This is a genomic window from Neisseria sp. P0008.S010 (assembly GCF_051962715.1).
Classification (GTDB): Bacteria; Pseudomonadota; Gammaproteobacteria; order Burkholderiales; family Neisseriaceae; genus Neisseria; species Neisseria elongata.
In genome coordinates this window covers 10824-25814 of record NZ_JBQCVA010000006.1, presented here as the reverse complement: position 1 = coordinate 25814, position 14991 = coordinate 10824, and the positions used below count along the sequence as shown (strand labels likewise).

18 protein-coding genes are annotated in these 14991 nt (G+C 56.4%); 6 read left to right on the top strand and 12 right to left on the bottom strand.

Annotated elements, in window-relative coordinates; all coding sequences use genetic code 11:
- Window positions 1–64: 64 nt before the first annotated feature.
- The 4 genes from ACTHSL_RS02985 to ACTHSL_RS02970 form a co-directional block, all read right to left on the bottom strand.
- Window positions 65–820, bottom strand: a complete 756-nt coding sequence (locus ACTHSL_RS02985; RefSeq protein ID WP_440380282.1) for a hypothetical protein — start codon at window positions 818–820, stop codon at window positions 65–67.
- A 9-nt stretch (window positions 821–829) separates the two neighbouring features.
- A complete protein-coding gene (locus tag ACTHSL_RS02980; RefSeq protein ID WP_440380281.1) occupies window positions 830–1291 on the bottom strand; it encodes a phage tail terminator protein in 462 nt (153 codons plus the stop codon).
- Window positions 1288–1545, bottom strand: a complete 258-nt coding sequence (locus ACTHSL_RS02975) for a hypothetical protein (RefSeq protein ID WP_440380280.1) — start codon at window positions 1543–1545, stop codon at window positions 1288–1290. Before ACTHSL_RS02975 ends, ACTHSL_RS02980 begins: the two co-directional genes overlap by 4 nt.
- A gap of 517 nt (window positions 1546–2062) precedes the next feature.
- Complete coding sequence (locus tag ACTHSL_RS02970; RefSeq protein WP_440380279.1) at window positions 2063–2368, bottom strand: glycine cleavage system H protein; 306 nt, start codon at window positions 2366–2368, stop codon at window positions 2063–2065.
- 457 nt (window positions 2369–2825) lie between these two features.
- Between ACTHSL_RS02970 and ACTHSL_RS02965 the strand changes: the two genes are divergently transcribed.
- Window positions 2826–3671: a S24 family peptidase gene (locus tag ACTHSL_RS02965; protein WP_440380278.1), complete on the top strand. Its 846-nt coding sequence runs from the start codon at window positions 2826–2828 to the stop codon at window positions 3669–3671.
- Window positions 3672–3902: 231 nt separating this feature from the next.
- Here the strand turns inward: ACTHSL_RS02965 and ACTHSL_RS02960 are convergent, their stop codons facing one another.
- The 3 genes from ACTHSL_RS02960 to ACTHSL_RS02950 form a co-directional block, all read right to left on the bottom strand.
- Entirely contained in the window at window positions 3903–4340 is a 438-nt protein-coding gene (locus ACTHSL_RS02960) for a YiiD C-terminal domain-containing protein (protein ID WP_440380277.1), read from the bottom strand.
- Window positions 4341–4453: 113 nt separating this feature from the next.
- Window positions 4454–4579 (bottom strand): type B 50S ribosomal protein L36, encoded by a 126-nt coding sequence (ykgO, locus tag ACTHSL_RS02955; RefSeq protein ID WP_040666351.1) that lies wholly within the window; start codon window positions 4577–4579, stop codon window positions 4454–4456.
- The gene (locus ACTHSL_RS02950; protein ID WP_003774416.1) at window positions 4579–4854 is read right to left on the bottom strand and encodes a type B 50S ribosomal protein L31; all 276 of its coding nucleotides are present in this window, start codon (window positions 4852–4854) and stop codon (window positions 4579–4581) included. The genes ykgO and ACTHSL_RS02950 overlap by 1 nt, the downstream gene beginning before the upstream one ends.
- 179 nt (window positions 4855–5033) lie before the next feature.
- On the opposite strand from ACTHSL_RS02950, the gene ACTHSL_RS02945 reads away from it, so the two are divergent.
- Window positions 5034–6059, top strand: coding sequence for an ABC transporter permease (locus tag ACTHSL_RS02945; RefSeq protein ID WP_440380276.1), 1026 nt, complete (start codon window positions 5034–5036; stop codon window positions 6057–6059).
- Window positions 6059–7642 (top strand): ABC transporter ATP-binding protein, encoded by a 1584-nt coding sequence (locus ACTHSL_RS02940; RefSeq protein WP_440380275.1) that lies wholly within the window; start codon window positions 6059–6061, stop codon window positions 7640–7642. Before ACTHSL_RS02945 ends, ACTHSL_RS02940 begins: the two co-directional genes overlap by 1 nt.
- A gap of 1 nt (window position 7643) precedes the next feature.
- Here ACTHSL_RS02940 and ACTHSL_RS02935 read toward each other — a convergent pair whose 3' ends face one another.
- On the bottom strand, window positions 7644–8432 hold the full coding sequence (locus tag ACTHSL_RS02935; protein ID WP_440380274.1) for a polyamine aminopropyltransferase: 789 nt from the start codon (window positions 8430–8432) through the stop codon (window positions 7644–7646).
- 143 nt (window positions 8433–8575) lie between these two features.
- Between ACTHSL_RS02935 and ACTHSL_RS02930 the strand changes: the two genes are divergently transcribed.
- From ACTHSL_RS02930 to ACTHSL_RS02920, 3 genes are all read left to right on the top strand, one after another.
- The gene (locus ACTHSL_RS02930; protein ID WP_440380273.1) at window positions 8576–10090 is read left to right on the top strand and encodes a polyamine aminopropyltransferase; all 1515 of its coding nucleotides are present in this window, start codon (window positions 8576–8578) and stop codon (window positions 10088–10090) included.
- Between the two features lie 71 nt (window positions 10091–10161).
- The gene (locus ACTHSL_RS02925; protein ID WP_256205697.1) at window positions 10162–10290 is read left to right on the top strand and encodes a hypothetical protein; all 129 of its coding nucleotides are present in this window, start codon (window positions 10162–10164) and stop codon (window positions 10288–10290) included.
- A gap of 101 nt (window positions 10291–10391) precedes the next feature.
- On the top strand, window positions 10392–11150 hold the full coding sequence (locus ACTHSL_RS02920; protein ID WP_440380272.1) for a glycosyltransferase family 2 protein: 759 nt from the start codon (window positions 10392–10394) through the stop codon (window positions 11148–11150).
- Window positions 11151–11255: 105 nt separating this feature from the next.
- Here the strand turns inward: ACTHSL_RS02920 and ACTHSL_RS02915 are convergent, their stop codons facing one another.
- The 4 genes from ACTHSL_RS02915 to ACTHSL_RS02900 form a co-directional block, all read right to left on the bottom strand.
- The gene (locus ACTHSL_RS02915) at window positions 11256–12698 is read right to left on the bottom strand and encodes an NAD-dependent succinate-semialdehyde dehydrogenase (protein WP_440380271.1); all 1443 of its coding nucleotides are present in this window, start codon (window positions 12696–12698) and stop codon (window positions 11256–11258) included.
- A 153-nt stretch (window positions 12699–12851) separates the two neighbouring features.
- Window positions 12852–13325, bottom strand: coding sequence for a hemerythrin domain-containing protein (locus ACTHSL_RS02910; RefSeq protein WP_003774441.1), 474 nt, complete (start codon window positions 13323–13325; stop codon window positions 12852–12854).
- Between the two features lie 143 nt (window positions 13326–13468).
- Window positions 13469–13816 carry an STAS/SEC14 domain-containing protein gene (locus tag ACTHSL_RS02905; RefSeq protein WP_440380270.1) on the bottom strand — a complete coding sequence of 116 codons (348 nt, stop codon included), beginning with the start codon at window positions 13814–13816 and terminating at the stop codon, window positions 13469–13471.
- 25 nt (window positions 13817–13841) lie between these two features.
- The gene (locus ACTHSL_RS02900; RefSeq protein WP_440380269.1) at window positions 13842–14702 is read right to left on the bottom strand and encodes a DMT family transporter; all 861 of its coding nucleotides are present in this window, start codon (window positions 14700–14702) and stop codon (window positions 13842–13844) included.
- Window positions 14703–14991: the final 289 nt, after the last annotated feature.

Genomic DNA, 14991 nt, shown 5'->3' with positions numbered 1-14991 from the left:
AAAATATGTAAAAAGGCCGTCTGAAAAGCCAAATCATGGTTTTCAGACGGCCTGACTGCGGTTGCTATTTGTCAAACACCTTCACGCTGTAGGACGATTCGTAGCCCGCCACCAGTACGGGGTTGCCGGTGAAGGAAACCTCGTTGAAGTCGTCTTTAAACCAGTCCAGTTCGCTGTCGGCGGAAACGACGGCGGAGGGGATGTGGAGTTTGACCGCCTCGCCCGTCACGCGGTTTTCGCCGTCGAGCATGATTTCGAGGTCGTAGTCCGGCACGGCGTCGGCATCGATTTTGAAGCCGCCCTTCTTCAGGGTTTTGGCCGTTACCTTGATTTTCTCGCCCGCATTGACTTTGTCGCATTCCGGCAGGACGGCAATCAGGCCTAAAACCGCGTTGACGGACAGGTGTTCCGCCTTCACGGCCTGACCGGCGGCGTTTTTGACGCTGACGGTTGCAGGGTCGAGGTTGTCGATGGAGAGCGGGTAGCGGTTGCCTTTGACGCCGACGGTGATTTCTTCGTCGGTAACGGTGCGGATTTGCGCTTCGATCACCGACTCCTTGCCGTGCAAGGCCATGGCGAGGTTGGTTTTGTCGAATGTGTCGAGTTTGAGCTTCAACTCGGTCGGCTTTTTCAGGCTGATGCTGTCCAAGGGCTGCCCCCAGCTTGCCTTGCGGCGGCTGATGCGCTGTTTCTTCTCGCTGTCGGTCTTTAACAACAGGGCGGTGGTGTTGCCGATGTCGTAGAAGCCGCCTTCGGTACGGCGGTTGCGGATGTACACGTCGCCGGCAAAAATCAGGCCGTCGTCTGCTTGTCGTGTCATGGTTTCCTCCTAGGGTTGGATGATGACGGTGGTGGTGAATGAGATGGGGTAAAAGGCGTAGCCGTCGTTGTATTCGATGGCGGGCGGGGCGGTGCGGACGAACGGGCCCGCGGTGTATTCCGCGCCCGCATCCCAGCCGCCGAAGCTGTGCTGGATGGCGGCCAGTACCGCGCCGACTTCATACAGGCCGGTACGCGCGCCGGCGTAGCTTTTGGCCAAGATGAAGGTAAAGTACAGCCGTTCGGTCATCTTGCGCCCATTGCCCGCGCTGCCTTCCGGCCTGCTGCCGCCGTAGGCCACATACACCGCGCCGTCCAAGGGGGCGGCCTTGCGGCGGGCGGAGGCGGTGGAAAGCAGTTCGGCCAACTCGCCGACTTCCTTCACGGCTTTCACGCCGGGGACGGTTTTCAGGCGTTCGAGTATCAGCGGGTAAACCGCCAACGGGGTGTCGTGCTGTTTGAGTCTCGTCATGGTACGATCAGGCCGTTGAGCCAGTCCTCCAGCAGGTGGTCGATGTCGCGGTAGTCCTTATCGGACAATAGGACGGGGACGGACGCTTTGTGCCGCAGCCCTTCGAAGTCGACGACGGTCTGCGTGCCGCCGTAGCCGAATGGCTTGCCGCTGTTGGCGGTGCCTTTGAAGGTGCGCACTTCGTCCGCGCGGCCGGCCAAAGCGACCGGCAGGGCGGCGGAAAGTTTGATTTCAAGGGGTGTTTTCGTATTCATGCCGCCATTGTTACAGGCAAAACAGCGCGTTACGGGCAGTCTTACTGCATCAAGTGCCGACGGGCGGGCGGCGGGCATAAAAAAACCGCCTTGCGGCGGGTAGAGATGTTTTATAGCGGGCAGCTTGTCGTATCGAGGAAAAACCTGCTTTAAACCCGCTTTAAAATCGCGTCAGATTGAATTTATCGGCACGGGCGGGGGTATGTATCCCCTTGCGCCTGAAACGGCCTGTAAACGCGGTTTTGCAGGATGAATGAAATAACGGAGATGCACGGCCGCATAACCTGACAAGGGCCATATTGCCCGATAGCTGTAAAGAGGCTGTAAAGCGCGTTTTTTAGGGCATACGGGCGGCAGGGTAATACCAAACCCTACCTAAAGCGTTCAAATGCCGTCTGGCGCGTTTTTCGTGCGCTTTATCAAAAATGGGTGAACCATGGTTTCACCGAAGATTAAAAAACCGTCCGAACCTGTAAGGACTGCTTACACGTATGGACGGCTTCTGTGGCGGGCTGTATCAGGCGGCTTTGGCCATAAATCGCGGGTCGGCTTCCAGCGCGGCCTTCAAGTCGGCTTTATAGGGCTTGATCCATTCGGATTTTTCGGCTGCCTCAAGTATCCAACTGCTTACACGATTGAAATCAGCAGCGGACAAATCCGCAATCGAAAATACGCAGCCCGAAAACTCGCCCTGCATTTGGTCGGCTGCTTCCTTGTCGATTTCAGCAAGACGCGGGTACAGATAGTCCAACAATTCGGACGGGGCGGTTTTCCCGCCTAAAAATACTTTTACTTCGCGGCTGACATACAGTTCAGACGGCATGACTTACTCCGATATTTTTACCAATAAGCGGACTTTATCCCGCTGTTCTTTTGGCAATGATAACACATACTGCAACAATTTATGCCGGTTCGCCGCATTCGCTCAAACGCTCGTAAGCCATTTATTCCTCCGTCTTCTTCTTTTTACGGTTGGCGGCAATCTGCAAAGCCGCCACCAGTTTGTACAACTGATCGTTGTCCAGATACCCGTCTTTTTTCGGCTTTTTTCCAAATTGTTAAAGATCAAGTCCAAATCAGTTATACTTCTTTACAAGTCCCCGTTTGAAGTTATAAACATAGTATAGTAGTACACCGAAGTGCGCAACTTAATTTACGCTAAGTTGTCTACAAAAATACATAACAATATGATTTTAATTAAAATAAAGTGTACCACTTTGAGATAAAAAAGTGGACTACTTGGGAATTAAAGTAGTCCACTTTATGGAGAGGTATTTTTTATGGAATATAGCGCACAAGAAATATGTGATTTAGTAAGTCAAGCAACGGCTAAACAGATACATATTGACCTCCCATCATCAAAAAGCGGTGTGAAAATAAGAGCCGAAAAAGAAGGATGGAAAAGTAGAATAGTTCAAGGAAAAGGGGGTAGAAATGGTCAAAAAACTGTTTATAGCCTACCAAATGATGTTATTAAAGAGTTACAGGCAAAGGGATTGATTCCATTACTTGAAAAATCCCATTTAGAAAATAAAGTTGAAAATCAAAAAATAAATGAGTCCCCTGCTGCTTACCTGATACATCAAACAACTATTCAGAAACGAAAATCAGGTGTAAACGAGCCGGCTATTCCATTGGTTATGCAGGATATGGTCAATGAATACGACATTTGGTCAGAAGGTCAAGATGTTAGTTCAATCGTGCCTGTTCGCTACTACACTAACCTCTTTGGCAGGGCAGGACACGGTGAACGCTTCGATAAACAGTTAATTACCGAAGCTATGTGGTTTCGCGCCTCGTTTTTTGATGTACTCGGCGTATCGCCGGATAAATGCTTCTGTTCCCGTATAAAAGGCGACAGCATGGAGCCAACCCTTATAGATAGAGGGACAGTGCTTTGGCAGATGACCGCCGATTATTTAGGTGAGGGAATATATCTATTCCGCCAATATGACGACATCCGCATTAAACGCCTACATAGGATAAACCGCTATACATACAGAATCATAAGTGACAGCTCCAATAAAGACAGCTATCCGACTGAAATCCTCGATCTATCTCAAAGCCAAGACTACGACTTCGAAATTTATGGTAAGTACCTCTGGGACTGCGGTATCGCGTCGTGATGGTTTTGTTTGTTTTCTGATAGGCCTATGACAAAAATCGCGCGAAACTGCCAGAGCTTTGACAAGTTTTGCGCGATTTTTTGCATTTTTAAATTTTGCCGGCTTTTCTTCTATTTTTCTGTTTTTATTAAAATTTCACCCTTTTTTTTCTAATTCCCCACTATGACAAAACTAACACCTCCCCACATCGGCCCATGATTCGGCGGCCTCCCGTATTTGGCGGGCAGCCGTTCAGCCTTTCAAGGCGACAAATTTTCCGCCGAATACTGCGGCTTTCACGCCATCGGAAAATATTTCCGTTTCCAGCACGATTTTGCCTTTGCCCCGCTGTTCGAACATTTCCTTCATCTTGCGCCAGTCTTCTTCTGCGGCGGCGCGGGTGATGACGGTCAGGTCGCCGTTTGCCGGATGCAGGTAGCGGGTTTCGCCCTGTTGGATGACGATGTTGCCTGCGGCTTCGGGAAACCGGCTGTGTACCATCGCCCAGCCGCCGACCGTGGCGGCAAGGGCGATGCTGCCGCCGAAAACGGTGTTTTTATGGTTGCGGTTCGGCGCGTGCGGGGCGGAGAGGATAAGGCTGTCGGGCGTGATATCGACGACGGACAGCGACAGTGCGGCCGTTGCGGGAATGTTGGCGTGGAGGAAGGCTTGCAGTTCTCGGGCGGTCATGTGGTTTTCCATGCGTGTCGGACGGCGGCGATTGTAGCGCGAAAGCGGTGGAAAGATGCAAAGGCCGTCTGAAAAACGGTTTCAGACGGCCTTTGTATAGATTGGCGGCTTGTTCAGCGTTGGCGTGCCTTGAAGCGCGGGTTGCTTTTGCAGATAACGTAAACGCGGCCTTTGCGGCGGACGATTTGGCAGTCGCGGTGGCGGGTTTTCGCGGTTTTGAGTGAGGATAAAACTTGCATTATTTGTCCTTCCTTAAAGAGTTCATCATGCCTTGGAAACGTTGCTGGAATTTGCTGGCGCGGCCTTCGCTGCTGAATTCGCGGCGTTTGCCGGTGTAAACCGGATGGGACGCCGACGAGGTGTCGAGCATGAATACGGGATATTCGTTGCCGTCGTGCCAAACCATGGTCTTGCCGTGGGTGTCGGCGCAGGAACGGATGAGCCAGCCTTCGTTGGCACCGCTGTCGAAAAACAATACGGTGCGGTAGTTTTCGGGATGGATATTCGGTTTCATGGAAATACTCCTTCTTTGTTATATCGTAACATTCTAAACGCTGCGGAACGCTTTGGCAAGTGTGCGGGCATGGAAAGGCCGTCTGAAAACTGTTATCTTTGCCGCCCGGAAAAAATTATCCGTTCAAACCGTGCCGCCGTTTTGCGGCGGCAGTTTTTCAGACGGCCTTTGGAATGTCTATGGAACCTATCTCGGAACGCGGCGCGTGGCGGGCGTTCAAACGGCACAGGCGCGGCTATTTCAGCCTGCTGCTGCTGGCTTTTTTGTTTTCGGCATCGCTGCTTGCGCCTTTGTGGAGCAACGATAAACCTTTGTGGCTGTCGTATCGCGGCGAAAGCTATTTCCCGCTGCTGCACACTTACCACGACCGCGATTTCGGCGGCGATTTCGACACGCCCGCCGATTACCTCGACCCCTTAATCAGGCGCAACCTTTCTTCGGACGGCAATCGCGCGGTTTATCCGCCCAATCCTTATGCCGCCGATACGCTGAACGATTTCGATACCGTGCCCGACCCCGCCGCGCCGTCGGAAAGGCATCTGCTCGGCACGGACGACAGGGGGCGGGATGTGTTGGCGCGTTTGGTGTACGGTTTCCGCGATTCGCTGCTGTTCGCGCTGGTTTTGACGGCGGTTACGACGGTTATCGGTGTGGCGGTCGGCGCGGTGCAGGGTTATTTCGGCGGTAAGACCGACCTTGTGATGCAGCGGTTTATCGAAATCTGGGGCGGGATGCCGGAGCTGTACCTGCTGATTATCCTGTCGTCGTTTTTCAATCCCGGCCTGTTGGTCTTGCTGGCCTTGCTGTCGCTGTTCGGCTGGATGGGGCTGTCGGATTATGTGCGCGCCGAGTTTTTGAAAAACAGGCAGGCCGATTATGTGCTGGCGGCACGCGCGATGGGCGTGGGCGGCGGTGCGATTATGTGGCGGCACATCCTGCCCAACAGCCTCACGCCTGTATTGGCGTTCCTGCCTTTCCGTATTTCCGGCGCGGTGCTGGCTTTGACCAGCCTCGACTTTCTCGGCCTGGGGGTTCCCGCCTCGCAGGCCAGCTTGGGCGAACTGCTGGCACAGGGTAAGGACAACCTGAATGCCTGGTGGATAGGCTTGTCGGCTTTCGGCACACTGACGGTTATGTTGTTACTGCTGGTGATGATAGGCGAGGGGCTGCGCCATGCTTTCGACGTGTGGGCAAGGAGGGGCTGATGGAACCGTATATCCTGGAGGTTGAAAACCTGACTGCCGCGTTCGGCAGCCGGGAAGTGTTGTCCGGCATCGGCTGCAAAATCCGTCGCGGGCGCAAAACCGCCGTTGTCGGCGAAAGCGGCAGCGGTAAAACCGTTTTCGCGCAAAGCATCATGCGGCTCAATCCCGACCTTGCCTTGAAAGGCCGTCTGAATTTCAATGGAGAAGACGTTTTGCAGGCCGCGCCGCGCCGTTTGCGGCAGTTGCGCGGCAGCAAAATCGGCATGGTGTTCCAAGAGCCGATGACCGCGCTCAATCCGGTGATGACTGTCGGCGCGCAGATTGCCGAAGTGCTGACCCTGCACCTGGGTTTGGACAAAAAACAGGCTTGGGCGAGGGCGGTCGGGCTGTTGGCGGAAACCGGCATCGGCGAACCGGAAGCAAAGGCGGCGGCGTATCCGTTCCGGCTTTCAGGCGGCCAGAGGCAGAGGGCGATGATAGCGATGGCTGTGGCGGCCGAGCCGGAACTCCTGATTGCCGACGAACCGACCACCGCGCTGGATGTCGCCGTGCAGGCGCAGATACTCGACCTGCTTTCTCGTCTGCAGCAAACCCGCAACATGACCCTGCTGTACATCACGCACGATTTGAACCTCGTGCGCCGCTTTGCCGACGACATCATCGTCATGAAGCAGGGCCGCGTGGTGGAGCAGGGTGCGGCGGCCGAAGTGTTTGCCGCCCCGCGCCACGACTACACCAGGCTGCTGCTCGATGCCGTGCCGCAGCGCGACGTGCGCCCCGTGGCCGGGGACAGCCCGTTTGTCGTCGAGGCCGACGGGATTGCCGTCTCCGTGCGCGAAAAAAGCGGCTGGTTTTCCAGTAGGCGGAAAACGCTGCTGGAGCCGTTGTCGCTGAAATTGAAGGCGGGTGAAACGCTGGGCATTATCGGCGAGAGCGGCAGCGGCAAAACCACGCTGGCCAAAGCACTGATGCGGCTGATTGAAGCGGAAGGCCGTCTGAAAATACGCGGGCGGGAATGGTGGCGCGAAATGCGGCGGGAAATACAGATGGTGTTCCAAGACCCGTTCGGCGCGTTCAACCCGCGCATGAAGGTGTCGGACATCGTATCCGAAGGCCTGCGCGTGCACGAACCCCGCTTGGACAAGGAAACCGTGCGGCAGCGCGTGGCCGAAGTGTTGCGGCAGGTCGGCCTGCCCGAAGACGCTTCCGAACGCTATCCGCACGAATTTTCAGGCGGCCAGAGGCAGCGGCTCGCCGTTGCCCGCGCCCTGATTGTCAAACCTTCGGTGCTGGTGCTGGACGAACCCACCAGCGCGTTGGACGTGCAATGGCAGCGGCAAATCCTGAAACTGCTGGCCGATTTGCAGCGGGAATACGGCTTGAGCATGGTCATCGTCAGCCACGATTTGGCGGTCATCAACGCCCTGTCGCACCGCGTGATGGTGATACGGAACGGGAAAATTGTAGAGCAGGGTGATTGCGAAACGGTTTTCAGACGGCCTCAACACGAATACACGAAGCAGTTGCTGGCGCATTACGGAAACGACGGCCTGTCTGCCTGTCGCACGGGCATCGGGCGGTAAATCAGAAATGCAGGTGTTTGCCGTTGTGCGGATTGGCGGATTTGAGGGCGGAGAACAGGGCGGGAAAGTCGAGCGGATATTGCCGCGCCAGCTGTTCCGCCCGTTTTTTCAGCGAGTCGAGATTCAGTTCCGCCGGAGTTTGCCGGAAGGCCATCACGGCAATGTTGCCGTGGCTTTCCGCCGGGACTTCCAATACTTTTCCGTCAAACGCTTCCTTCAAATCGGCAACAAAGCGCGGATAGCGTTTGTCGCCGCTCCACCAGTTGGTCATGAAAATGCCTTTGTCCGACAATGCCTGCCGGCAGTCGGCAAAAAATCCGGGGCTGACCAAATCGTCGATAATCTGTTCGCCGTCGAAACCGTCGGTCAGGATGATGTCGGTGCCGCCGCGCAGGGTTTTGACGTATTGCGCGCCGTCGGCCTCGACGATTTCGAATGTTTCCCCTTCAAACGGCAGCTCGAACAGGCTGCGCGCCACGGCGATGACGTTCGGGTTGATTTCCACCGCGGTCTGGCGGCAGTCGGGCAGGCAGGCGTCTATCCAGCGGGCGAACGAACCGCCGCCCAGCCCGATTTGCGTGATGTGGGTGGGTGGGTCGGCAAACAACAGCCAGGCCATCATCGCGCGGCTGTACGATAAAACCAGTTCGGTCGGATTGTCGAGGTTCATCGAACTTTGGATGGTGTCGCTGCCCAGATGGAGGGAGCGGATGTTGCCGGTTTCGGAAATGCCGACTTCGGGCATGGCGGGACGCGCGGGGCGCAGGCGGTGGTAGGGATGGCGGGCCATAAATTCGGAATCAGGTTGCGTAAGGGCCGTATTTTAACCCATTTGCCCGCAGGGTCGGGAATTTCCCCGCCCGCCGGCCGTGTCGAAAAACGGCGTTATCCGCTATATAATCGCCGCTTTTCCCCACAGGCCGTCTGAAAGACATGAAACTCAACCGCACGCTGATTGTTTCCGTTTTCGTCGTCGCAAGCTGCGGTTTGGCTTACGAGCTGATTATGGCCGCGCTGGCCAGCTACCTGCTCGGCGACAGTATTTTGCAGTTTTCCTCGATTATCGGCCTTTATCTGTTCGCCATGGGCATCGGGGCGCATCTGACCAAATACATCAAAGACGAAGACACCCTGCGCCGCTTTATCGAAATCGAGCTGCTGGTGGGCGTTATCGGCGGCATATCGGCCTTGGCCTTGTTTGTGGCCTTCGGGCTGGCCGCCGCGCCGTTCCGCACGCTGCTGTACGCGCTGGTGCTGGTGGTCGGCACGGTGGTGGGCATGGAGATTCCGCTGGTGATGCGGGTGTTGAACCGCGAAGAGGCGGACTTCAAAGAGCTGGTGTCCAAGGTGCTGACTTTCGACTATCTCGGCGCGCTGGCGGTTTCGCTGCTGTTCCCGCTGGTGCTCGCCCCGCGGCTGGGCATGGCGCGTTCGGCCCTGCTGTTCGGCATATTGAATGCCGCCGTCGCGCTGCTGACCGCCCGCATCTTCAAAGGCCGTCTGAAAAATTACCGGGGGCTGCAAATCCGCGGATGGACGGTGCTGATGTTCCTGCTGCTGGCCTTTGCCTACGCCAACCGGATTACCTTCCGCGCCGAACAGAGTTATTTCGGCGATCCGGTGGTGTTTGAAAGCCACTCGCCCTACCAGCGGCTGGTGGTAACGCAGTGGAAAAACGATACGCGGCTCTACATCAACGGCAACCTGCAATTTTCTTCGCGCGACGAGGCGCGTTACCACGAAGCCCTGGTGCTGCCCGCCATGCAGATGGCGAAAAAGGCGGAAAACGTGTTGATTTTGGGCGGAGGCGACGGACTGGCCGCGCGGGAAGTATTGAAATACCCGCAGGTAAAACAGCTGACGCTGGTGGATTTGGATCCCGAAATGACCAAAACCTTCCGCACTTCGGCCAAACTGAGCAGCCTGAACCAAGGTTCGCTGTCGCACCCGAAAACCAAAGTCGTCAATGACGACGCGGCAAAATGGCTGGAGGAAAACGAAGGCCGTTTCGACGTCATCATCATCGACCTGCCCGACCCCTCCAACTTCTCGCTCGGCAAACTGTATTCCGTGCCGATGTACCGCCTGGTTGCCCGCCGTCTTGCGCCGCAGGGCAAAATCGTCGTCCAGTCCACCTCGCCCTATTTCGCGCCCAACGCCTATTGGTCGGTGGTGGCCACGCTGGAGGCCGCAGGGCTGCATACCGCGCCGTATCACGTTTACGTCCCTTCGTTCGGCGAATGGGGCTTTGTGCTGGCCGGCCGTGAAAACCGCTTCCCCGTTCCCGCCGCGTTCTCCGTCCCCACCCGCTATCTGAACGGGAAAACCGCTGCCGAAATGTTCGACTTCCCGCCAGATATGGCACGGCGGCCGGTGGAGGCGAATTATCTGAACAACCAAATGCTGGTCAATTATTTCGAACGCGACTGGGCGGAAGTCATCCGTTAGCGGGGGCGGCGGTTGTTTTGCCCGCGTCAAGCGGGTACACTCGCGCCTGCCGAAAATGTCAGGATTCCATCATGCAGAATTTTCTCTTTATCTTTACCGCCGTTACCGTGGCCGCCTTCATCGCGGCCGGTATTTATTTCTTGATCGGTGCGATTAAAGAAGGGCGCGAAGAGCGCGAACGCAACCGCATCAACCATTAAACCATGCAGGCCGTCTGAAGGCACCGGGGCACGGTTCGGCAACACCGCACCGCCGTATTTTCAGACGGCCTTTCCAACGGACGACGAATGAGGGCAAACCCATGGCGAGCGACATCAGCGTACTGATTTTGGCCAGGAACGAAGAGGCAAACATCCGCGAATGCATCGAAAGCTGCACTTTTGCCGGAGAAGTCATCGTCATCGACGACTTCAGCACCGACGACACCGAAAAAATCGCCGAAGCATGCGGCGCGAGGGTCATACGCCGCGCCATGGACGGCGACTGGGGCGGACAGCAGACCTTCGCCGTCGAACAGGCGCGCTGCGGCTGGATTTTCTTCATCGATGCCGACGAGCGCTGCACGCCGGAATTGTGCGGGGAAATCGTGCAGGCTGTTGCCGACGGTACGCAATACGGATATTGGGTGAAACGCATCAACCATTTCCAACATAAATTAGTCCGTTACGGCCCGCTCAGTCCCGATTGGGTGTGCCGGCTGATGCCGAAGGACGGCAGCAGGGTGGAAGGTTTCGTTCATCCGAAAATCATTCACGGCTGCCGGGACAAAAAACTGAAGGCTCCGATGCTTCATTATACTTATGAGACTTGGGAGCAATATCTGGATAAAATGAACCGGTATTCCACTTTGTCGGCGGAAAAATATCAGAACGAAGGTAAACGGATACATACCTTTGCCGATATTTGGTTACGTCCGTGGTTCGCCTTTTTTAAAATGTATTTTTTAAAACTCGGTTTTTTGGACGGCGCGATGGGCTATATCTTGGCAAAAAATTATGCCAATTACACAATGAATAAATACGTCAAATTGAAATATCTGCAAGACAGCCGGAAGAAATAATGAAAATCGGTGGTGGCGTTTATATACCACGACAAAGCATAACCTTAGGCCGTCTGAAAAGATATTTCAGACGGCCTTTTTGCTTCAAACTGCCTTTCAGACGGCCTAAATGCCTGCGGTAACGATGTATTTCATTTCTAGGTATTCATCCATGCCGTAGCGCGAGCCTTCGCGCCCCATGCCCGACTGTTTCACGCCGCCGAAGGGGGCGGCCGCGTTGGACAGCATGCCCGTGTTTACCGCCACCATGCCGTATTCCAAGGCTTCGGATACGCGGGTGATGCGGCCGATGTCGCGGCTGTACAGATACGATGCCAGGCCGTATTTGGTGTCGTTGGCCAGCCGCACGGCTTCTTCTTCGCTTTCGAAGCGAAACAGCGGGGCGACGGGGCCGAAGATTTCTTCTTCCGCTACTGCCATTTCACGCGTTGCACCGGCGATGACGGCAGGACTGATGAAGAGGCCGTCTAAAAAACCGCCGCATAAGATTTTGCCGCCTTTGGCGCGCGTGTCGTCCAATAGGCGTTCCACATGCGAGACGGCGGCTTCGTCAATCAGCGGGCCGATGTCCGTGCCTTCGTCCATGCCGTTGCCGACTTTCAGTTTTGCCACTTCCGCCGTGAGTTTGGCGGCAAACTCGTCATACACGCCGCTTTGGACGTAGAAGCGGTTGGCGCAGACGCAGGTTTGCCCCGCGTTGCGGAATTTGCTGGCCAGCGCGCCCTGTACGGCGGCGTCGATGTCGGCATCGTCGAAAACGATGAACGGCGCGTTGCCGCCCAGTTCCAGCGAGATTTTTTTCACCGTGGCGGCGCATTGGGCCATCAGTTCGCGGCCGACTTCGGTCGAGCCGGTGAAGCTGAACTTGCGTACCCGTTCGTCGCCCGTCAGCACGCCGCCGATGGCGCGGGACGAGCCGGTGATGACGTTGAACACGCCGGCCGGAATGCCCGCCCGCTGGGCGAGTTCGGCAACCGCCAATGCGGACAGCGGCGTTTTCGATGCGGGGCGGACGATGAAGGTGCAGCCTGCCGCCAGTGCGGGCGCGGCTTTGCGGGTAATCATGGCGTTGGGGAAGTTCCACGGCGTGATGGCGGCGCACACGCCGACGGGTTGGCGGATGACGCTGATGCGCTGATCGGCACGCGGGGCGGGGATGGTGTCGCCGTAAACGCGCTTGGCTTCTTCGGCAAACCATTCGATATAGGATGCGCCGTAGGCGATTTCGCCGCGCGCTTCGGCCAGCGGCTTGCCTTGTTCGGCGGTCAGGATGCGCGCCAGATCGTCTTGGTGCGTCGTCATCAGGTTGAACCAGCGGCGCAGGATGCGGCTGCGTTCGGCGGCGGGGCGTGCCGCCCAGTCTTTCTGCGCGGCGGCTGCGGCGGTAACCGCGGCGCGGGTTTCGCTTTCGCCCATATCGGGTACGTCGGCCAAGTGCCCGCCTGTGGCGGGGTTGCGCACGGGCAGGGTGCGGCCGTTGTCGGCACGCCGCCATGTGCCATCAATCAGGCATTCGGTTTTGAATAGGGTGTTGTCGTTCAGTTTCATGCTGCTCCTCCTTTTTTGTTGCGATGCCGGATTCGTGAGGCCGTCTGAAAAGGCGGAAAATGAAATCCGGGCGTTTTGCAGGTGGTGCAAAACGCCCGAAACTATACGCCTGACGGCGGGTTTTGTCTTTTCAGACGGCCTTTGGGGTAGGGCTCAGCCGTTCAGGGTGCGGGCGAAGAGGATGTTGTTTTCCAGTTCGATGTGGTCGGCCAAATCGTCGGTGAATTCTTTGGCCAGTGCGTACAGCCGCTGCCATGAGCCGCAGGCGTTTTCCGGCGGGGTGAAGTCGTTGGTCAGGCTGCGCAGTTGGGCAATCGCGCCCTGATGGTCGTCGTGTTCGTGCATCATCATGCGGATGGGCATGGCCGCACCGCTGCCCGCGCCTTGGTCTATCATGGGGAACAGGATGCGTTCTTCTTTCATCATGTGGCTCAGCAATTCGTTTTGAATCGCCTGCACCAGCGGGACGAAATCTTCGGGAAAGCTGCCGGCGTGCACTTCGGCCACTTTTTCGCCCAGTTCCAGCATTTCGGCCATTTGGCTGCGGTGGGTGTCGTGATAGCGGGGGACGATGTGGGCGGTGATGTTGTTCAGCGGGGCGTTTTGCCAGATGCTCAAGTCGGTCATGGTTGTGTTCCTTTTTTATCGTGTTGTTTAAAGATGCGGATTATAAGAATGTTTTACGGGAGGGGCAAACAAAGAGGGGCCGTCTGAAAAACGCTTCGCGGCAAAAAGCGTTTTCAGACGGCCTTTATGGTTTTATCCGGGACTTATTCACCCAACAGCCAAGCCTGCGCTTCGGCGGCGGTGTCGAAGTATTTCGGGTGGGTGCGGGTCAGCAGGTCTGAGATGTGGGCGGCAAACTTGATCCAGATGTCGTCCACTACGACGGCGATGCGGCCGAAGTCTTTGTCGTGCGCGTTGACGAATTTCAACTGCTCCCAAGCCATATCGATGGTGAAGTCTTTCAACATGCTCAAATCCAACAGCAGGTCGGGGCGGTGGACGCGTCCGACGGCTTGAAGTATGGCTTGTTCCAACTCGCGGAAATCTTCGATGGTGAATTCGTTGTAGAGCGCGACGTTCAAGCCGTAGCTTTGTTCTCTGATGGAAATCATGATTCAGCCTTTCTGTTATGGGAGTTTATTTTTTCAAACCGCTCAAAATGCCGCCGGCGATAATAATACCGATACCCAGCCATTCCTGCCAGCCGATTTGCTCGTTAAACAGCACAATGCCGGACAGTGTGGAAAAGACGACGGTCAGATAAGCCAGTGCGGCAACGGTGAATTTCCGGCCGACGGCGTAGGCGTGGGTCATGGTCAGCTGCGCCAGCATGGCGGACGCGCCGATGCCGAGCAGGTAGGGTAGCGATTGCAGGGAAGGGCGGTGCCAACCGGTAAACGTGGCCAGCACCGCGCCCATTATCATGCCGACCAGCGAGAGGTAGAACACTACCCGCCAGGCCGGTTCGCCCGCCAGGGAAAGTTCGCGCACCTGCAAATACGCCCAGCCCGACAGCAGGCCGCCGCACAGGCCGACGGATGCGGCGAAAACCTGCCCGCCGCCCACCGACGGGTGCAGCAGCAGGACCACGCCGGCAAAGCCCAGCAGCAGTACGCCCTGCATGTAGAGCGAAATCCGTTCGCGCAGGACGATAAACGACAAGACGGCGAGGAAAATCGAGGAGGTATAGGAGAGCGTTACGCCGGTGGCCAGCGACAGGTGCATCACGGCATAGAAGTTGCACATCATGGCCACTGTGCCGACGATGCTGCGGTTGAGGTGGCGCGGCAGGTTCGGCGTGGAAAAGGTTTTTCCCTGCAATTTGGCCAGCCCGCCCAGCACCACGGCGGCAAACAGCATGCGCCAGAAAACCAGCTCGCCGCTGCCCATGCCGAATTTTTGATGGGCGGCTTTGATGCAGAGGTTCATCAGGGTGAAAAACAGGGCGGCGGCAATCATCCAGGCCGACCCTAAAAGCTCTCGGTTGTATGCTTTCATGGCTGGGTAAGGTAAAGAGGCCGTCTGAAACGGCTAAAAACGGGGATTATACGGGAAAGCAAGGTGTAGAGGCCGTCTGAAAGTTTGGAATGGGCGCAGGCGACTGTTTGGCGTAACCGCTATTGTCGTGCTGCGGCTTCGTTTTAGCTCCGCAGAAACTCCGCTTCCTAGCGGAAGCTTCGTTTTAGCTCCGCAGAAACTCCGCTTCCTAACGGAAGCTTCGTTTTAGCTCCGCAGAAACTCCGCTTCCTAACGGAAGCTTCGTTTTAGCTCCGCAGAAACTCCGCTT